Genomic DNA, 19469 nt, shown 5'->3' on the forward strand with positions numbered 1-19469 from the left:
GGCAGCGGCGGTCAACGACCCGCTGCTGCCAGTACCACCTCGCCAGAAGATCAGTACCACCTGAGTGGACTAACGGTTCCAACTACGGCTACTCGCCAGCCTCGCCGAGGGCGGCCGTCTCCAGGCTGTTGGCGAGCAGTCCACGGATGACTTCGTCGGTGAAGAATTCCATCCCGCAGTTGGTGTGGTGGATGACGAACCATTCCTTGGTACCCAGGAGCTTGTAGGAGATGACGAGCGAGCGGATGGCGTCGTCGGAGGCACGCCCGCCGGCATTGCGGATCACGTGCGCGTCGCCTTCGCTCAGACCCGCGTACTTGGCCGGATCGAGGCGCGCGTCCATGCAGGTGAGGATCGCGAAGCCCCTGGCCGGCGGCAGGGCGAGCTCTGACTTGTCGCCGAATGCTTCGGCGTATGCGCTGTTTGCGGACAGGACTTCTTCGAGAACGGTCATGGATGCGTCCTTCACGATGGGGGTAAGCCGCCTCGGCTGGCGGACTTTGTGAAAGCGTAGTCAGCGATGCCGGAGCGGAAAGCCTTTGTTGCGCATTGTTCCGGGGAAGTCGTCCACTTCGTTGTCGGGCAGTAGCTGACGTGCATATCGCAAGAACTCGCGCCTTGATCCTGGTCGCAGCTCACATATAAGTTCTCCGGCCAGTTCAGCTGACCGGGAAGCTCGGAAGGCGTCGTCGGTTTGATTCCCGCTCCCGCCACACTGACCCGGACTCCGTCGGAAGTCCGGGTCATTCTTTGCCTGAGAGGGGGTCAGTAGGACCCGGCAGCTCCGGTCGGGATGGCGCCGGCGAGCAGCGCCGCGCTGCCGGAGACGCCGAGGCGGCTCGCGCCCGCTTCGATCATGGCGAGGGCGTCGTCGAAGCTGCGGACTCCGCCCGACGCCTTCACCTCGGCCCGGTCGCCCACTGTCTGCTTCATCAGGCGCACCGCATGCACAGTGGCCCCGCCGGCGGGGTGGAAGCCGGTGGAGGTCTTGACGAAGTCGGCGCCCGCGGCCACGGACGCTTCGCACACGGCGACGATCTCGGCATCGGTCAGCGCCGCGGATTCGATGATGACCTTGAGCACCTTCGGTGCTGGGACGCTGGCACGCACGGCGGCGATATCGGCCTGCACGTCGGCGAAGCGGCCGGCCTTGGCCGCGCCGATGTCGATGACCATATCGATCTCGTCGGCGCCTTGCGCGATGGAGAGGGCGGCCTCGGCGGCCTTGATGATGCTGTGGTGCTTGCCACTGGGGAAACCACAGACGACCGCGACCTTGAGGTCGGCCCCTTCCGGGATGGTGAGCGGCAGCATGGAGGGAGAGACGCAGACAGAGTAGGTGCCGAGTTCTATGGCCTCGGCAACGAGGGCGGTGACGTCGGCGGTGGTGGCCTCCGGCTTGAGCAGGGTGTGGTCAATACAGCGGGCGATGCTGATGGTGTCGACGAGGGAGGTTGTCATGGGTGGGTCCTTAGCTGGTGACGAGTTCGGGGGAGATGTGCAGCGCGGTCGATGCGCTGAATTCCTCGATCGAGACGACGCGACCGTCCAGGTCCAGTCGGCGAAACCAGGCATCACCCCGACCGGCTTCGATGGCGATGTGGGAGGTTCGGGAGATTCGGGAGCGGAGCGCTGTGCGCAGCACCGACCCTCTGAGCCTGTGATCTGCCCAGACATTCACTATACGCTGGACGGCATGCGTTCAACCGGAGCCGTCGATACCGAGGTGGTTCTCCTCCGGCGCGGACGACGACTCGAATATGTCACCCTGGGCTGGAACGTCGTTGGGGTCGCCATCCTGGCCGTACTCGGCGTGACCGCATCGTCTGTCGCCCTGGTCGGATTCGGACTCGACAGCCTCATCGAGATCGGTGCCAGTACGGTCGTGCTCTGGGAACTGTCCGGCACGGGGGAGACTCGTCAGCAGCGTGCGCTGCGGATGATCGGTGTCGCGTTCGTCGCGCTCGCCGCATACCTATCCGTGCAATCGACCGTGGCCCTGGCGTCGAACCACCATGCGTCGCCGAGCGTCGCCGGAATCGTCTGGACGGGCATAACGGCCGCTGTCATGTTCGCACTGGCGTTCGGGAAGGCCCGGACCGGCCGCGCCCTCGGAAATCCCGTGCTCGTCACGGAAGGCCGAGTCACTCTGATCGACGGTGTGCTGGCCGTCGCCGTACTCGCGGGGTTGGTCCTCGACCTCGTCCTCGGCTGGTGGTGGGCCGATCCACTCGCCGGCTATGTGATCGTCTACTACGCGGTCCGTGAAGCCATCCACATATTCCGGCCATGATCCCGTTCTTGTCGGTCGCCTGGTCGGTCCCCGTATCGGCTGCTGTGGCTTTTGGGCCGTAGCGATAGCTGCGGCGGCCGGACAATGTAGCAGTCCAGTGAGGGGGACCCGCCGGTTCTAGAACGGTGTCGGGTCGTCGGGGTCTTCGGGTGTGGGGTCGAGGTTCCAGACGTCCACGATCGGGACCGGTGGTTTCGGTGCGGGTTTGGGTTTCCGGGGTGGTCTCATGTCGGCGGAGGGTTCGACGATGTAGCTGTACCCGGCCGGTGAGGTCCACTCGATACGACCGTCGCCGAGGTGCCTCGGCGACCACCGCGTGTAGCTCTTCACCGCGTGGTGATACGGGCAGAGGTGGGCGAGGTTCATCGCGTCGGTCTCCCCGCCGTGCTGCCACTCCGCACTGTGGTCGAGGTCTGATCGTTTGGCGGAGCGGCGGCACCCGGGGAAGGTGCAGGTTTCATCCCGCACCTCGAGCCACTTTTTCAAATCGGCCGGTGGCTTGTAGGTGTCCCTGCCCATGGACAGCACGACGCCGGTTTCGGGGTGGGTGAGCAGCCGGGTGAAGCTCGGCGCACCCGCCGCGAGACGCCGGGCGGTGTCGGGGTCGATCGGTCCGTACCCGGCGAGGTACCCGGGTTCCTCGCTCTTCCCCAGCAGGGTCAGTACCGGGACCGTGACGTTGACTTGCGCGGCCACCCCTTTGCCGAGTCCGTCCGGGGTGACCCCACCGATCAGGACATCGGTAAGCACGTCCGCCGCCAACTGCGTCAGCGTGCGCGTTTCCTCCGGGCCCTGCAGTGAGAGGGCGGTGTCGAGAGTGCGGTGGTAGGCAGCCTGGACCTTCTCGGCATTCCCGGTCAGATACAGCGACGCCATGCCGTCGTTGAGGGCCTGGAACACCACGTGCCGGTCCTCGACGCTTTTCTGGTGCCTCGCGGTGATGGTTTCCGGGTGGGTGCGTTCCCGCACCCTTCGGGCCCGGTCGGCGAGCTTCGCCACGGTCAGCACTTCCGCGTCGGGCACGAGGACCTCCTCGAACACGGCGCGGGCCCGGGCGGCCGCTTCCGGGTCATCAGCGACCCGGATGCCCCAGGCCTGCTCCATGATCACCTGGGCGTGCCGGTAACTGATCGCCCCGGAGGCCAGGGCGTCCCGGGTTGCGGGGAGGTCTTCGGCGAGGGTGCGGCTGGCTTCGATCAGGGTCTCCGCCGTCCGGCGCGGGAGCCGCAGCAGGGCGCTGACCTCGCACGTGAATTCCTCTTTCGTGGCTTCTTCCGGAGACCACGGCGGGCGCAGGCCGCCCGCCCGCACTGCGGCGTCCGCCCGGGCCCGGCCGACATCGGCGAGCACCCGTTGGGCGGTGTAGACCGCGGCGGCCCGGCGAGCGGTGGCCTGATTGATTTCCCGGTCCGCGTCCCGGATCGCGTCATAGAAATCGGTGAGGGGCGGCTCCACCAGGCTCAGATGCCGGGGGTTCAGGTACGGGTCGGGAGGGGTCCCGGGCGGGGGTTCCGCCGTGCTGTCCAAGCAAACTATTGAGGGTTCTTCAGCTGTCATACCGGTCACTCTACGGAGGACCACCGACATTCCACCGGCATCCGCACGCCCGCAAATCACCTGTGGATAACCCGGTCAGAAGCACTTTGTTGAGGAGTGGCCGTCTCGGAAACCGGTAGTCTCGCCGACGTCGCGAGTGTGGTCGCCCAGGCGTCTGAGAGACTGTGCGGATGAATACTTCATCACCGGAGAACGGCTCGAGGGCGGGTGCCCTCGCCAACCGGGGAGTCCAGGCGGCGCTGGTGTCCGCGGTGCTGTTCGGTGCCGGGACACCGCTCGCCAAGATCCTCCTCGGCGAGGTCAGTCCGTGGATGCTGGCCGGCCTGCTGTACTGCGGCTCCGGGATCGGCCTCGGCCTGATCCGGGTCGTTCGCCGGTCGCCCCGGGTGCGGCTCAGCCGCGCCGAGTGGGTGCCGCTGTCGGGTGCGATCCTGTTCGGCGGGATCTTCGGCCCTGTGCTCCTGATGCTCGGCCTCTCGAACATGCCGGCCTCGGGCGCATCGCTGCTGCTGAACGCCGAAGGTGTCTTCACCGCACTCCTGGCCTGGTTCGTCTTCAAAGAGAATTTCGACCGGCGCATCGCCCTCGGAATGCTCGCGATCGTTGCCGGGGCCGTCATCCTGAGCGCTCCCGGCGGGGCGAACTTCGGAAGCGCCTGGCCGTCCCTCGCCATCCTCGGCGCGTGCCTCTGCTGGGGCCTCGACAACAACCTCACCCGAAAGATCGCACTGACGGATGCGACGTGGCTCGCCGCCGTCAAGGGTTCCGTCGCCGGCCCGGTCAACCTGGCGCTCGCCTTCCTCCTCGGTGCGCACCTCCCGGCAGCTGGAAACATCGCTGCGGCCCTCGTCGTGGGGTTCTTCGCCTACGGCATCAGCCTGGTTCTCTTCATCGTCGCAATGCGCCATGTGGGTACGGCGCGGGCCGGGGCGTACTTCTCGATCGCGCCATTTTTCGGCGCGGTGCTGGCCATCATTCTCGGTGACGCCGTGACGTGGCCTCTCGTCATCGCCGGCTTCCTGATGGCTGTCGGGATCTGGCTTCACCTCACCGAGCGCCACGAGCACGAGCACACGCACGAACCGATCACGCACGACCACTGGCACACTCACGATGAGCATCACCAGCACGACCATGCCGAGCCGGTCTCGCCGGGAACCTGGCACAAGCACGAACACACGCACCAAGCCATCACCCACACGCACGAGCACTACCCGGACATGCACCACCGGCACGAGCACTGAGCCTGACAGATTCCGATTCGGCCGTTTCTGCGGTCCCCCTCGCCGCGCTGAGCGTACCGTGAGGAGGGAGGGACCGTCGCGGCTTCGCCGAAGAAGCTGCACCCTTGACAACGATGTTGGCGGATCCACTCAACCAAGGAGGATACCGCTACGTCAATCCTGACTGTCCCAACGATTAAGACTGCACCACCAGCATCCGCTGCACCCGCCTCTCCGGCGCCGCCCCGCGCATCCGTTCGATATCGCCGCCTGTTCGAACCGACGAACCTCGGGTCGATGGAGCTCAAGAACCGATTCGCGATGGCGCCGATGGGGCCCCTCGGTTTCTCCGATGCGGAGGGCGGCTGGAATTCGCGCGGCATCGAGTACTACGTCGCGCGAGCCCGCGGCGGCGTCGGGCTCATCATCACGGGAATCACGCCCGTCACCAACCCGGCGGAGAAGTTTCCGAACGGCAGCGTGCCGATGCCGATGCGGAATCCCGGTGCGTTCCTCCGCACCAGCCGTGAACTCGTCGAGCGGGTGCACGCCTACGACGCCAAAATCATGCTGCAACTCGGCGCCGGCTTCGGTCGGGTCATCATGACCGCCTTCCTCCAGGGCGGCGCGCAGCCGGTCGCGCCGTCGCCGATCAAGCATCGCTGGTCAGAGGCCATCTGCCGCGAGATGACGGTCGAGGAGATCCACGCGACGGTGCGGAGCATGGGCGATTCCGCGGTGCTCGCCCAGCGCGCCGGGTTCGACGGCGTGCAGATCCATGCCGTGCACGAGGGGTACCTCCTCGACCAGTTCGCGACCTCCTTCTATAACCAGCGCACGGATGCGTACGGCGGAAGCCTCGACAACCGGTTGCGCTTCGCCCGCGAGATCGTCGACGAAATCAAGGAACGCTGCGGCGCCGACTACCCGGTCACGCTGCGATTCAGCCCCAAGTCGTTCGTGAAGGACTGGCGAGAGGGCGGCCTTCCCGGGGAGGACTTCGTCGAGAAGGGTCGCGACCTCCCGGAAGGTCTCGAGGCCGCGCGCCTCTTCGAGGAGTACGGATATGACGCCCTCGACATCGACGTGGGCACCTACGACTCCTGGTTCTGGAACCACCCGCCGATGTACCAGAAGAAGGGCCTCTACGTGCCCTTCGCCAAGGCGGTCAGCGATGCGGTCGGCATCACGGTCATCTGCGCCGGCCGGATGGACGACCCGGACATCGCGCTCGCCGCGGTCGAGGACGGCGCGACGGACCTCGTCTCGCTCGGCCGCCCACTTCTGGCCGACGCCGACTACGTCAACAAGCTGCACAGCGGGCACCAGAACCTGATCCGCCCATGCCTCTCCTGTCAGGAGGGGTGCATGGGCCGGATCGAAGCGTTCGCCGCCATCAACTGCGCGGTCAACCCCCAGTGCGGACGCGAAGCCGAATGGCGCCTGCACCCGGCGCTCCGGGCCAAGAACGTGATGATCGTCGGCGGCGGGGTCGCCGGCTGCGAGGCGGCCAGGGTGCTCGCGTTGCGCGGGCACGTGCCCGTCATCTATGAGGCCTCCGCTGCCCTCGGCGGAAACCTGATTCCGGGAGGTGTCCCCGATTTCAAGGAGGACGACCTCGCGCTGATCCGCTGGTACGAGGCCACGCTCGCCGAGCTCGGAGTCGAGGTGCACCTGAATGCGCCGGTCGACGAGACGATGATCGAGGCATCCGCCGCGGACGAGATCATCGTCGCCACCGGTTCGGTGCCACGGCTCTTCGCGCTGCCGGGCGGCGTGCCGGTGTTCTCGGCCGCCGACGTGCTCGAGGGCGTCTCCGACCCGGGCGCGACAACCGTGATCGTCGGAGGCGGCCTCGTCGGGTGCGAGCTCGCCCTGCACCTCGCCGACCACGGGGTGAACGTCACGATCGTCGAGCAGGCCGAGGACATCCTCGACGTGTCCGGGCCGCTGTGCGAGGCGAACCACATGATGCTGCACGAACTCATTCCGTTCAAGGGCATCGCGACGGTGACGTCGGCCACGGTGCTGCGTGCGACACCGCAGGGCGTCGTCGTGGTCGTCGGCGGCATCGAGCGGGAGATCGCGAGCGAATCGGTGATCCTCTCGGTCGGCTACGCCTCGAACAACACGCTGTACCGGAGCATTCTCGATTCCGGCAAGGAGATCCACCTCCTCGGCGATGCCCGCAGGGTGTCGAACATCATGTACGGGATCTGGGACGCCTTCGAAGTCGCCTCCGGCCTGTAGGCGGCGACCTTCGCGCACCGAGCGCGGGTGTTGCGCCGTTCCGCTGGTGGTGCGCCACCCGCGTTGCGGCGGAGCACCCGCGCTCGGTGCGTCCGGCACGCCCGCGGCACTGTCCTAGCCATTCCTGTGGAACACTAGTATGGTAGTAGTCAAAGCAACCAGGGACCATCCGTCTCGGGACGAGCTCCATCCCCAGGAAGGTGGCGACAATGACCGTCGCACACGCACCAGCACAACCCAAAGCACACGCCGGCACGTACAAGCTCGTCCCGGAGAATAAGGGCAAGACGCTCGAGCAGATCCAGGTCGAACTGACAACGGCGGGAGCCAAGAACTGATGCTGATGCTCACGACCGAAACCATGCAGAACCTCGCCGCGTTCGAATCGGCCGGTATCACCGTGCCGCACTTCGACCGCGCCGCGGTCACGCGAGCCACCACGGCGAACCCGGCCTGGATCCACTTCGGCGGCGGGAACCTGTTCCGCTGCCTGCACGCCTCGCTGCAGCAGCGACTGCTCAACGCCGGTGAGAGCGAGACCGGAATCGTCGTCGTCGACACCTACGACGACGAACTGATCGAGACGATCTACCAGGGTCGCGACAACCTCTCTTTGACCGTCGTGATGAAGGCGAACGGGGACATCGAAAAGGAACTGATCGCGAGCATCACCGAGAGCCAGTACCTCGCGGAGTCGAACCCGGCCGGCACCGCGCGGGTCAGGGCGATCTTCGCTAACCCGAGCCTGCAGCTCGCCACGGTCACGATCACCGAGAAGGGCTACAACCTGAAGGGCCCGGACGGCGAACTTTCCGGGCTCGTGCTGGGGGACATCGAGGCGGGCCCGGACCACGCGCGGCACACCATGGCGCACCTGGCCTCGCTTCTCCTCGAGCGCTACCGGGCCGGCGCGACCCCGATCGCGATGGTCAGCACCGACAACTTCTCGCACAACGGCGAGAAGCTCCGCGACGCGATCCTCGTGGTCGCCCGGGCCTGGAAGGACAGGGGCTTCGTCGACGACGGGTACCTCGGCTACCTCACCGACCCGGCGAAGGTCGCATTCCCCTGGAGCATGATCGACCGGATCACGCCGGGCCCGTCGGCCTCCGTCGCCGGCGAGCTGCAGGCAGCGGGATTCGGCGACACCGAGATCCTCGTCACGCAGAAGCACACGACGACGGCGCCCTTCGTGAACACCGAGGAAGTCAACTACCTCGTCGTCGAGGACACCTTCCCGAACGGCCGTCCGCCGCTCGAGAAGGCCGGCGTGTACTTCACCGACCGCGACACCGTCAACAAGGTCGAACGCATGAAGGTGTGCACCTGCCTCAACCCGCTGCACACGGCCATGGCGATCTACGGATGCCTGCTGGGCTTCACGTCGATCGCCGACGAGACCGCAGACGCCGACATTTCGGCCCTGATCACGGGGATCGGCTACCGCGAGGGGCTCCCCGTCGTGACGAACCCCGGCATCATCGACCCGAAGAGCTTCCTCGACCAGGTCGTGGGGGAACGGCTGCCGAACAAGCGCATCCCGGACACCCCGCAGAGGATCGCCTCCGACACCTCGCAGAAGGTCGGCATCCGCTTCGGCGAGACGATCAAGCTCTACCGGAACACTGGCGCCGCCGACGATCTGACGTTCATTCCGCTCGCCATCGCCGGCTGGTGCCGCTACCTGCTCGCACTCGACGACGGGGGAGAGCCGTTCGAGCTGAGCCCGGACCCGATGAACGAGCACCTGCGCCGGTACGTGAGTGACATCAGGCTCGGGGACCCGGCAAGCGTCGGCCGGCGGCTGCATCCGATCCTCTCCAACCGGGACATCTTCGGGCTGAACCTGTACGACACCGGACTCGGTGCGCGGATCGAGGGGTACGTCGAAGAACTCGTCGCGGGCCCCGGGGCGGTTCGCAGCACGCTGCACAAGTACGCGAGCACCACAAGCAACAGCACCACAAGCAACACAGAGGAGACAGCATCATGCAAATGACATTCCGGTGGTTCGGACCCGACGACGACAAGATCACGCTCGGGCAGGTCCGGCAGATTCCGGGCGTCGAAGGTGTCGTCGGCGCCCTCTACGACGTCCCGGTCGGCGAGGTCTGGCCCAAAGCCAAGATCGCCCAGCTGAAAGCACAGATCGAGGAAGCCGGGATGAGCCTCGAGGTGATCGAGAGCGTCAACATCCACGACGACATCAAGATCGGGCTCCCGAGCCGCGACGCGTACATCGAGAACTACAAGGAGACCATCAGGAACCTCTCCGAGTTCGGTATCAAGGTCATCTGCTACAACTTCATGCCGGTCTTCGACTGGGTGCGCACCGAGCTGGCCAGGACGCTTCCCGACGGTTCGACGACGATGGCCTATGACCAGTCCATCGTCGACACCATGGACCCCGAGGGCATGGCTGCATCGGTCGAGGGCGACTCGAACGGATACGTCATGCCGGGCTGGGAGCCCGAGCGCATGAAGGGCCTCAAGGCCCTGTTCGCCCAGTACGCGGATGTCGACGAGAAGAAGCTCTCCGACAACCTGCGGTACTTCCTCGAGGCGATCATCCCGACCTGCGAGAAGTACGACATCAAGATGGCCATCCACCCGGACGACCCGCCCCGGCCGATCTTCGGCCTCCCCAGGATCGTGAAGAACTTCGACGACCTCAAGGCCATCGTCGAAATGGTCGACAGCCCACACAACGCGCTGACCCTCTGCACCGGCAGCCTCGGTGAGAATCCGGAAAACGACGTTCCCGCGCTCATCCGCTATTTCGCCGGTCGCGACCGGGTGCCGTTCGCCCACGTGCGCAACATCAAGCACCTCGGCAACGACAACTTCGAGGAGGCCGCGCACCTTTCGGAGATGGGTTCGCTCGACATCTACGAGATCATGAAGGCCTTCCACGACGTCGGCTTCGACGGGTACATCCGTCCGGACCACGGCCGGATGATCTGGGGCGAGACCGGGCGCCCGGGCTATGGCCTGTACGACCGTGCGCTCGGAATCGCGTACCTCAACGGGCTGTGGGAAGCCATCGACAAGGCCTCCAGGGCCTGAGCCGCCCGGTTGGTGGGCCCGGACTTCCGGGCCCACCTGACTGCGCCGTACCATGCAAGAACACCAGCGCCTCATACTAGAAAGATGACGATGGATTCGGGAGCGTTTCGGGCCAGGCCCGCGACCACACGGCGCAACGCCCGCACGCACGCCCTCGAGATCATCCGCCAGAAGATCATCACGCTCGACCTGGCCCCCGGCACCCGGCTGTCCGAGAACGAGCTCGCCGGCCAGCTCGGGCTGTCCCGCACCCCGATCCGCGAGAGCCTCATCCTCCTCGCCGAGGAGCAGCTCGTCTTCGTGGTCCCTCAGGTCGGAACGCTCGTCGCGCCGATCCTGCTCTCCGAGATCGAGACGGCCCAGTTCGTGCGGGAATCCCTCGAGCTCGCTGCCCTGAACGAGTCGGTCGCCCGCGCGACGCCCGACGACATCGCCGAACTGAACGCGATCATCGACGCTCAGCGGATCGCGGACAGCCGCAAGACCCAGTCCGGCTTCTTCACCCTCGACGAGGAGTTCCACGCGACCCTGATGGGCATCAGCGGCCACGGCTCCGCCTGGCGGACCGTCGCCCAGGCCAAGGCGCACCTCGACAGGGCCCGGCACCTGTCGTTGTCCTTCACCGGGATGAGCGTGTTGATCGACCAGCATCAGGTCATCACCGACTCGCTCGCGGCGGGCGATGGGGATGCGGCCGCGAGCGCCATGCGGGAGCACCTGCGCCGTGTCTTCAACGACATTGCCGCAGTGCGGCAGACCAACCCGGAGCTGTTCACCCTCGACCCGTCCCAGTAGGCGCGCGGGACGCCGGCCAGGTGGCACGCCGGGTCGCCAGGGGCATCCGCTGCCCGGTCGCATAGACTCGCGTCTATGCGAACAGACCTTGCCGGCCCCGATCCGGACGCGCTGCGGCCGCTCGACCGCGCGGCCGCCGAGGACATCGCCCGGGGCCTGCGCGCGATGGCCGACCCGACCCGGGTGCAGTTGCTCGGCATGATCGTCGGCCGGCCGGACGGCCGCGCACTCGTCGGCGAACTCGCCACGGCACTCGGACTGAGCCAGCCGACCGTCAGCCATCACATGCGCATCATGACCGAGGAAGGCCTGCTCGCCCGGGATCAGGTCGGGCGTCAGGTCTGGTATTCGGTCGTGCCCGAGCGGGTCGGCGACGTTCTCGAGACGACCAGGAGCGACACCGACCCGATCGCGGCCGTCGTGGCCGCGCCCGTGCTGGCGCGCATCACGGACGACCTCGCGACCCGGTTCCGGGGCACGTTCTCGCACGAAACCGTCGGCCGATACGTGCGGGAGAGCTACGAACTCCTCGCCCGGCAGGCGAAGATCACCCGCTATCTTCCCTCGTTCACGGCGCGCTTCGCCGGCGACCGACTGCAGTCGCTGGCCGCGGTGGATGGCCGGAATGCGACGAACGGTCTCTTCGCGACGGACGCGTCCGACGCGTCGGGCGCGTCGGGCACGTCGGGCATTCCGGGTTCTCCAGGCTCTCCGGACGTTCCCGACGTTCCGGACGTTCCGGACGTGCTGTTCGTCTGCGTTCAGAACGCAGGACGATCCCAGCTCGCCTCGGCCATTCTGCGGTCGCTCGCGGGGGATCGCGTGCGGGTCCTGACGGCAGGGTCGGCTCCGGCCGGCCGGGTCAATCCGATGGTCGTCGCCGCGCTCGACGAGATCGGCGTTCCCCTCGCGGGCGAGTACCCCAAGCCGTTGACGGACGAGGTCGTCCGGGCGGCGGACTACGTGATCACGATGGGCTGCGGCGACGCGTGCCCGGTCTATCCCGGCCGCACGTACCTCGACTGGGACCTCGCCGACCCCGTCGGACTCCCGATGGAGGGCGTCCGGGCGATTCGCGACGAGATCGAGGCGCGGGTCAGGGCCCTCCTCGCCGACCTCGACCGGATGCGGCTGCCCACGACCTGAGTGTGCCCTCCGAGATGTACCTTTTCCGGTCGAGAGCCACCGGCAGAACGGGAACACTCGACCGGAACGGTGCATCTCGACCGTCCATCTCACGGTGGCAGGCAGCGGCAGGGCGCATGGAACAATGACGTATGACCGTGCGGGCTTCGAGGTGGCTGATCGTACTTGCGGCCGTGTGCTTCGGGACGACGGGCACCGCTCAGGCCCTCGGCGCCCTCGGCGGTGCCCAGGCGAGTGCGACGTCTCTCGGCGCGGCCCGCATCGTGTTCGGCGGCGCGCTCCTGGCGATCCTCGCGTTCGCGGTGGCGCTCGCTGAGCGCCGGAGGCGGTCGGCCGGGGCCGGGGCCGACCGCGACGGCGACAGCGACCGCGAGCTGGGGCGCGTCCGCGGCCGGCTGCGCGGCTCGAGCGTGGCGCTCGTGCTCCTCGGGGCTGCGGGCGTTGCCGCGTACCAGCCGGCTTTCTTCACCGGGACCGCGCAGAACGGGGTCGCGGTCGGCACCCTCGTCGCGCTCGGATCCGCTCCCGTGCTGACGGGACTGCTCGAGTGGGGCTGGTTCCGCCGGCCCCCGGGCATCCGCTGGGCGTGTGCGACGTTCGTTGCGGCGACGGGGGTGGCAGCGCTCTCCGGGCTCTACAGCGGGGGAGGCGGCCCCGTGACGGCGCTCGGGATCGCGGGCTCACTCGGTGCGGCCGCGTCCTACGCCGTGTACACGCTGAGCACCAAGCTGCTCCTCGATCGCGGCTGGTCGCCCACCACAGCCATGGGCGCCACCTTCGGTACGGCCGCCGTGCTGATGCTGCCCGTGCTTCTCGCAAGCAATCCGGCCTGGCTCGCCCAACCGGCCGGGCTGGCGACGGCCGCGTGGCTCGCGGTCGTGACGACGGCCCTCGCATACACCCTGTTCGCCCGCGGATTGCGGGGCCTGCCGGCCTCGCAGGTATCGACACTCACGCTTGTCGAACCCGTGACGGCGACCGCACTCGGAATCTTTCTGCTGCACGAGGACTTCACTCCCGCGACCATCTGCGGCATCCTGCTGCTTGTGACGGGACTCGCGATCCTTACGGTGCCCCGGCGGATGCCGGTGCGGGCCGGGTGAGGTCCCTGCCGTACTCGAGCCGCAGTTCCAGTTCGTTCATGACCAGGGCGGCGAGGTCGCCCAGGGTCTCGATCTCGGCATCCGTCACGGTTCTCGGCTCGAAGTCGAGCACGCACAGCGTGCCGAGGTTGAATCCGTCCCGGGTGCGCAGCGGAACGCCCGCGTAGAACTGCAGGCCGAAACCACCGGAGACCAGGGGATTCGCGAGGGCGCGGACATCCGTGCGCGCATCCTCGATCACCCAGGGCCTGTCCTGCATGATCGCCGAGGCGCACAGGCCAGGGTCTCGGGAGATCTGTTCGAGGTCGAGCCCGGCATGGGACTTGAACCAGATCCGGTCCTGGTCGACGATGCTCATGATGGAGATCGGCACCGAGAAGATCCTGGCGGCGAGTGCCGTGATCCGGTCGAAGGTTCCGTCCGGAGGCGTGTCGAGGATCTGCAGGCGCGCGACCGCAGCCATCCGCCCTGCTTCGTCCGTCACGAGGGGACTGGTTTCCTCGCCCCGGTGCCTGCCCGTCTCCGTGATCACGGCCTGGCGGAGCGCGAGCACCACCTCGCCGATGTCCGGCCGGTCGGCGGGGTCCCTGGCGAGCATGGTGGACAGCAGGTCGCGCCAGGCCGGCGATATCGACGCCGGGATCACCGGATCGCGCAGGAGTCGGGCGACGGCCGCCGGAACCGGCTGGCCGGGAAAGGCGAGTTCCCGGGTGAAACACTCGAGGAGCACCAGTCCGAGAGCGTAGATGTCACTCGGCGGTCCCACTTCCTCGCCTCTGGCCTGCTCCGGGCTGAGGTACGCCGCCGTTCCCGACGTCATGCCGCCGTTGGTCAGGCGCTCACTCGCCGGGGACAGCGCGATGCCGAAGTCGGTGAGCTTGGCGCGCGCCCGGAACCGGCTGCTGTACTGGGCGAGGAGAATGTTCGCCGGCTTGATGTCCCGATGCACGATGCCTCGCCCGTGGATGTACTCGAGGCCCTCGGCCAGGTCATAGCCGACCTGGGAGATGTTCCGCACCGACAGCGGACCTTCGAGGAGTCGCTCCCGGAGGTCGACGCCGTCGATGAGCTCCATCACCAGGAAGATCTGGCGCCGGTCGGGCGTGGCCCGGTGCACACCGACGTCGAAGAGCGTCACGAGGCTATGGTGGCTGAGGCTTGCAAGCACGTTGATCTCGGCCTGCTGGCGCTGGATGTCGTCCTGTTCGATGGCGACGGTCGTGAATACCTTGATCGCGACATCCCGGCCGAGCCTGTTGTCGGCGGCCCGGTAGACGGACGCCATGCCGCCGCGTCCGATCAGCTCCTTGAGCTGGTAACGGTGGCCAAGAAGCCCTGTGGGTTTCGCGGTCATCTGACCCTGTCAGTGTCGAGGTTTCGGTTCGCCGGGATATCCCGAACCTGGGAAATTCAGATCAGCGGGTCGCGCTCGGTCGTCTGCCGGGTGATCTGTTCACCGCTGGCAGGATCGACGGCGGACCGAGTCGTTGAAACGGACTGTCGCCGCCGCGTGATCAGCACGATGCCGAGGATGACTCCGACAAGTCCGGCGAGCATCAGGATGTAACCGATCGTCTTCAGGTCGATTCCCGCGACCTGGAGATCGACGGCGAATGCAAGGATCGCTCCCACGACAAGGAGGAAGATTCCGGCGCCAATGCTCATCGTGTTGTCCATTCTTCGGGATGCGGCGAAGCCGAGTCCGAGCGATCCGGTGTCGTACAGTTGCATCAGATTAGCCTAGGTACGCCGAAAAGAGAACCGGTGGGCGCGCTCAGAATCCACGGTCCGCCGGCAGTCCGGCGGGTCCGGACGAGGCGGGGGCACTCGTCAGGACCTCGGGGAGGACGCTGCCGATCCAGCTTTCCGCGGTCCACCCCGTGAGCGGCGAACCGGTGACGACGATCGTGCCGGTATTGCTGAGCGGATTGTCCGACACGTAGCCGGCGTGGAGGTTGCTGCAGGAGTACCCCGTCCAGGCGCGCAGGATCGCTCCGTGGCTGACGAAGGCGACGGTCTCGTGCCCGAGATCGTCGGCCTCCGTCACGACCCGGTCGAACCGGGCGAAGGTGTCCCTGCCGGACTCTCCTCCGGGCATCACGGTGTCGAGGTCGCCGTTCGCCCAGGCCAGGAACGTCGTGCAATAGGCGTCAACGGCGGCCCGGTCGTGGCGGCCCTCGAGGTGGCCGGCTGCGACCTCGCGGATGTCCTCGCGGACGCGGGCCTCGAGTCCCCGTGCCGCCGCGAGCGGTGCCGCGGTCTGCTGGGTGCGTACGAGGGTGGAGACGTAGAGGGCGTCGATCGTCACCGATTCGAGGGCGGCCACGAGATTCCCGGCCTGCTCACGGCCGAGCGGCGTGAGGTCGGCGCCGGGGTGCGCGGTATCGAGGAGACCACCGACGTTGGACACCGTCTGGCCGTGCCGGATCAGGATGAGGCGCATGGTTACCTTTCGGGACGCCCGGTCGTCGGGCATCCGCTTCTAGGATGCCCAACGATCGGCCCTCGCAGAAATCAGACGGTGAGAGGAGTCAGCCAGGTCAGCTCCGATCCCTCGCCCTCGATCAGGTCGCCGAGGGCTGCGTTGAACACGGCCCCGTAGGCCGCCGTGATGTGCGCCTGGAACGCTTCGGCGTCGCGGTACACCTCGTACACGAAGAACTCGAGCGGGTCCGAAACGCGGCGGTGCGGGTCGAAGGTCACGTTGCCGGGCTCCCGGCGAACGTCGACGGTCAGGCCGGCGAGGAGCGCGGCCACCTCGTCCCCGCGGCCGGGGAGGGCGGTGAATTCGGCGTACAGGGCGACGGGCTCGCCGGGATGCGTGGGCGGTGTGATGGTCATGCCTTCCTGGCCCCGGTCATGATCGCGACGGCATCCGTCATCGAGTGCGACTGCGGCGTGATCGTCGCGGCGCACTTGCCGAGGCGCTGGATGTGGATACGGTCGGCGACCTCGAACACATGCGGCATGTTGTGGCTGATCAGGATGACCGGGATGCCCCGGTCGCGGAGGTTCTTGACCAGCTGGAGCACCTGGTTCGACTCGCGGACGCCGAGGGCCGCCGTCGGTTCGTCGAGGACGACGACCTTGGAACCGAATGCCGCCGCGCGCGCGACGGCGACCGCCTGGCGCTGACCGCCGGAGAGGTTCTCGACCGCGACGGTGACGTCCTGCAGGGTGCTGATGCCGAGGTCGGCCAGCTCCTGCCGCGCACGCTTCCGCATGCCCTTCTTGTCGACCATGCGGAACACCGAACCGAGCAGGCCCGCACGCCGCAGTTCACGGCCGAGGAAGAGGTTCGAGGCCACGTCGAGGGCCGGGGATACGGCGAGGGTCTGGTAGACCGTCTCGATGCCGGCGGCGTGCGCGTCCTGGGGCCGCTTGAACTGCACGGGCTTCCCGTCGAGGGTGATCTCGCCCTCATCGGCGACTTCGGCGCCGGTCAGGCACTTGATCAGGGTGGACTTGCCCGCACCGTTGTCGCCGATGATCGCGAGGACCTCGCCGGGGTAGAGCTCGAGGCTGACCCCGTCGAGGCCGACGACGCGGCCGTAGGTCTTGACGAGCTTCGTTGCCGTGAGGATCGGCTCTCGGACCACGGACGGTCCTGCGGCCGACGATGTGCTGCCATCGAGGAGGGTCATTTGCGTACCTTTCGAATCCACTGGTCGACGGAGACAGCAAGGACGATGAGCACGCCGACCGCGAAGGTCTGCCAGAGCACATCGAGTCCGGCGAGGGAGAGCCCGTTGCGGAAGACGCCGACGATGAGGGCGCCGAGCAGGGTGCCCCAGATCGTTCCGCGGCCGCCGAAGAGGCTCGTGCCGCCGATGACGACGGCGGTGATCGAGTCGAGGTTGAGGTCGGTGCCCGCGTTCGGCGAGGCCGCGTTACTGCGGCCGATCTGGATCCAGGCGCCGATCGCGAGAATCGCCCCGGCGGCGAGGTAGACGCTCATGAGTACCCGGCTGACGCTGATGCCGGCCAGGCGGGCAGCCTCCTTGTCGTCGCCGACGGCGTAGACGTGCCTGCCCCATGCGGTCTGGGAGAGGATGAAGGCGATCACGACGTAGAGGACGAGCATCATCAGCACGCCCATCGTGAAGTTGACCCCGCCAATGGAGAACGTGGTCCCCGTCCAGGTGAGGAGGTCGGGCATGTCGCCGCCGCGGACCGTCGCGCCGTTCGAATACAGCAGCGTGAGCGCCACGAAGACGTTGAGGGTGCCGAGGGTGACGATGAACGGGGGAAGCCGCAGCCGCGTCACGAGGAAGCCGTTCAAGGCGCCGGCCGCGAGTGCGACGAGGAGCCCCGCGAGCAGGCCCACGACCGGCGAGACGCCGTTCTGCACCGTGAACTGGGCGATCACCATCGAGCTGAGCACCATCACAGCGCCGACGGAAAGGTCGATGCCCGCGGTGAGGATGATCAGGGTCTGGGCGATGGCGAGGGTGCCGACGACGGCGACCTGCTGTGTGATCAGCGAGAGGTTGGCCGGGTTGAGGAACCGCTCGTTGAGCATCCCGAACACGATGATCGCGATGACGAGCACGACGGCCGGGCTGATCGCCGGGTAGCGGTGCATGAGGCCGCGCAGCCGGCTGAGGGGAGTGGTGCGGTCGAGGAATTCCTCGGCCAGGTCATGCGGGCCCGTTGCCGGGTTCGCGGTTTGGGTGGGCTGGGTCACGATGGGCTCCGGTTTCCTAAACGCCTACAGGGAAGCCCCGTGGGATGCCGGAATCGATTCTCGGCACCCCACGGGAGCGGTAGCGGCTCTGGCTAGCCCCAGCAGATGCCGGATGCCTTCGTCGTGTCGATCGAGTCGACCCCGGTCTGCGGGGCGTCGGTCACGAGCGCGACACCGGTGTTGTAGAAGTCGAGGCCGGGGCTCGTGGTCGGCTTCGCACCCTTGTTGATCAGGTCGACGATCGCCTGCACGCCGAGTTCGGCCATCTTGACCGGGTACTGCTGGGCGGTCGCACCGATGATGCCGTCCTTGACCTGCTTGACGCCCGCGCAGCCGCCGTCGATCGAGACGACGATCATGTCGGTCTTGCCCGCCGCCTTGAACGCCTGGTAGGCGCCGTAAGCTGCGGGTTCGTTGATCGTGTAGACGACGTTGATGTTCGGGTTCTTGCTCAGGAGCGTCTCGGCCGCGGTGCGCCCGCCGTCCTCCGCGCCGTTCGTGGGCTCGTTGCCGACGATCTCGTAGTCGCCGCCGCTGTACGTTCCGGTCTTGGCTTCGTCACCGTTCTTGGCCTTGTCGGCCGTGTTGATGCCCATCCCGTCCAGGAAGCCCTGGTCGCGGTTGACGTCGACCGAGACGATCTTGTCGCCGAAGAGGTCGAGCATCGCGATGGTGGCCTTCTGGCCGGCGAGCTTTGCAGCGGTCCACTTGCCGATGTCCTGGCCGGCGAGGTAGTTGTCCGTCGCGAAGGTGATATCGACGGAATCCTTGTTCGTCGGCGGCGTGTCCAGTGCGATCACGAAGAGGCCGGCGGCGCGGGCCTTGACGAGCGCGTCCTCGACGCTGGGGCCGGTCGGGGTGATCAGGATGCCCTTGTCGCCCTTGGAGATGGCGTTCTCGACGGCGGTGATCTGGCTCGCCTCGTCGCCGTCTGCCTTGCCGGCAGCGAGAGTGAGGGTGACGCCGGCCGCGTCTGCGGCCTTCTTGGCGCCGTCTTCCATTGCGACGAAGAAGGGGTTGGTGGTGGTCTTGACGATGAGCGAGACGCCGATCGGGCCGGAGGCGGCCCCCGTGGTGGAACTGCTCGAGGCGTTCGAGGAACAACCGGCGAAGCCGATCGTGGCGAGCGTGGCGACCGAAGCGGCGGCAATCATCCGCGTGACGGTGGATTGTGTGGTGGTGCGATTCATCTTTGAATCTCCTCTTGCTAGGGGGGAGGGTGCTCCCTGACAACGATGTCAGTGATCATCTTCAGCGGTGAATGTAATAAGGTCAAGTGCAATCGTGAGGCGGAGACCAAACTGTGACATCGATGTCAGGACCGGAAGACTGGGCTGCGAGCCCGGTGG

Annotated in this window: 20 protein-coding genes; 9 read left to right on the plus strand and 11 right to left on the minus strand. The window is 67.1% G+C overall.

The genetic code is table 11. The annotated features are described in order from the left end of the window. Positions 1-88: 88 nt before the first annotated feature. From E3O39_RS04955 to E3O39_RS18915, 3 genes are all read right to left on the minus strand, one after another. Positions 89-454: a carbonic anhydrase gene (locus tag E3O39_RS04955; RefSeq protein ID WP_198413385.1), complete on the minus strand. Its 366-nt coding sequence runs from the start codon at positions 452-454 to the stop codon at positions 89-91. Between the two features lie 311 nt (positions 455-765). After that, positions 766-1461 (minus strand): deoxyribose-phosphate aldolase, encoded by a 696-nt coding sequence (gene deoC, locus E3O39_RS04960; protein ID WP_134446646.1) that lies wholly within the window; start codon positions 1459-1461, stop codon positions 766-768. Positions 1462-1471: 10 nt separating this feature from the next. Further along, a complete protein-coding gene (locus tag E3O39_RS18915) occupies positions 1472-1645 on the minus strand; it encodes a hypothetical protein (RefSeq protein ID WP_166787281.1) in 174 nt (57 codons plus the stop codon). A gap of 51 nt (positions 1646-1696) precedes the next feature. Between E3O39_RS18915 and E3O39_RS04965 the strand changes: the two genes are divergently transcribed. Continuing rightward, on the plus strand, positions 1697-2293 hold the full coding sequence (locus E3O39_RS04965; protein ID WP_134446647.1) for a cation transporter: 597 nt from the start codon (positions 1697-1699) through the stop codon (positions 2291-2293). A gap of 117 nt (positions 2294-2410) precedes the next feature. Here E3O39_RS04965 and E3O39_RS04970 read toward each other — a convergent pair whose 3' ends face one another. After that, entirely contained in the window at positions 2411-3850 is a 1440-nt protein-coding gene (locus E3O39_RS04970; RefSeq protein WP_166789563.1) for an HNH endonuclease signature motif containing protein, read from the minus strand. 170 nt (positions 3851-4020) lie between these two features. Between E3O39_RS04970 and E3O39_RS04975 the strand changes: the two genes are divergently transcribed. From E3O39_RS04975 to E3O39_RS05005, 8 genes are all read left to right on the plus strand, one after another. Then, on the plus strand, positions 4021-5094 hold the full coding sequence (locus E3O39_RS04975) for a DMT family transporter (RefSeq protein WP_134446649.1): 1074 nt from the start codon (positions 4021-4023) through the stop codon (positions 5092-5094). A 249-nt stretch (positions 5095-5343) separates the two neighbouring features. Continuing rightward, complete coding sequence (locus tag E3O39_RS04980; RefSeq protein WP_255454106.1) at positions 5344-7323, plus strand: FAD-dependent oxidoreductase; 1980 nt, start codon at positions 5344-5346, stop codon at positions 7321-7323. A gap of 209 nt (positions 7324-7532) precedes the next feature. Beyond that, positions 7533-7661 (plus strand): hypothetical protein, encoded by a 129-nt coding sequence (locus tag E3O39_RS19675; protein ID WP_255454104.1) that lies wholly within the window; start codon positions 7533-7535, stop codon positions 7659-7661. Positions 7662-7666: 5 nt separating this feature from the next. Further along, complete coding sequence (locus E3O39_RS04985; RefSeq protein ID WP_241975478.1) at positions 7667-9322, plus strand: mannitol dehydrogenase family protein; 1656 nt, start codon at positions 7667-7669, stop codon at positions 9320-9322. Then, entirely contained in the window at positions 9313-10389 is a 1077-nt protein-coding gene (gene uxuA, locus E3O39_RS04990; protein WP_134446652.1) for a mannonate dehydratase, read from the plus strand. Before E3O39_RS04985 ends, uxuA begins: the two co-directional genes overlap by 10 nt. Before the next feature lie 84 nt (positions 10390-10473). Continuing rightward, the gene (locus E3O39_RS04995; protein ID WP_241975479.1) at positions 10474-11184 is read left to right on the plus strand and encodes a GntR family transcriptional regulator; all 711 of its coding nucleotides are present in this window, start codon (positions 10474-10476) and stop codon (positions 11182-11184) included. Between the two features lie 75 nt (positions 11185-11259). Then, positions 11260-12330: a metalloregulator ArsR/SmtB family transcription factor gene (locus E3O39_RS05000; RefSeq protein WP_134446653.1), complete on the plus strand. Its 1071-nt coding sequence runs from the start codon at positions 11260-11262 to the stop codon at positions 12328-12330. 131 nt (positions 12331-12461) lie between these two features. After that, a complete protein-coding gene (locus E3O39_RS05005; RefSeq protein ID WP_134446654.1) occupies positions 12462-13433 on the plus strand; it encodes a DMT family transporter in 972 nt (323 codons plus the stop codon). Here the strand turns inward: E3O39_RS05005 and E3O39_RS05010 are convergent. From E3O39_RS05010 to E3O39_RS05040, 7 genes are all read right to left on the minus strand, one after another. Then, positions 13396-14787 (minus strand): protein kinase, encoded by a 1392-nt coding sequence (locus E3O39_RS05010; RefSeq protein ID WP_134446655.1) that lies wholly within the window; start codon positions 14785-14787, stop codon positions 13396-13398. The two genes, E3O39_RS05005 and E3O39_RS05010, sit on opposite strands and share 38 nt — an antisense overlap. A gap of 56 nt (positions 14788-14843) precedes the next feature. Then, positions 14844-15164, minus strand: coding sequence for a DUF6458 family protein (locus E3O39_RS05015; RefSeq protein WP_370294659.1), 321 nt, complete (start codon positions 15162-15164; stop codon positions 14844-14846). A 43-nt stretch (positions 15165-15207) separates the two neighbouring features. Continuing rightward, positions 15208-15876 (minus strand): histidine phosphatase family protein, encoded by a 669-nt coding sequence (locus tag E3O39_RS05020; protein ID WP_134446656.1) that lies wholly within the window; start codon positions 15874-15876, stop codon positions 15208-15210. 71 nt (positions 15877-15947) lie between these two features. Further along, entirely contained in the window at positions 15948-16274 is a 327-nt protein-coding gene (locus E3O39_RS05025) for a putative quinol monooxygenase (RefSeq protein ID WP_134446657.1), read from the minus strand. After that, a complete protein-coding gene (locus E3O39_RS05030; RefSeq protein ID WP_134446658.1) occupies positions 16271-17077 on the minus strand; it encodes an ATP-binding cassette domain-containing protein in 807 nt (268 codons plus the stop codon). The genes E3O39_RS05025 and E3O39_RS05030 overlap by 4 nt, the downstream gene beginning before the upstream one ends. Beyond that, positions 17074-18120, minus strand: a complete 1047-nt coding sequence (locus E3O39_RS05035; protein WP_241975475.1) for an ABC transporter permease — start codon at positions 18118-18120, stop codon at positions 17074-17076. The genes E3O39_RS05030 and E3O39_RS05035 overlap by 4 nt, the downstream gene beginning before the upstream one ends. 92 nt (positions 18121-18212) lie before the next feature. After that, positions 18213-19310 carry a substrate-binding domain-containing protein gene (locus tag E3O39_RS05040; RefSeq protein WP_134446659.1) on the minus strand — a complete coding sequence of 366 codons (1098 nt, stop codon included), beginning with the start codon at positions 19308-19310 and terminating at the stop codon, positions 18213-18215. Positions 19311-19469: the final 159 nt, after the last annotated feature.

Origin of the sequence: Cryobacterium sp. MDB2-A-1, from assembly GCF_004402675.1 — a bacterium.
GTDB lineage: Bacteria > Actinomycetota > Actinomycetes > Actinomycetales > Microbacteriaceae > Cryobacterium > Cryobacterium glucosi.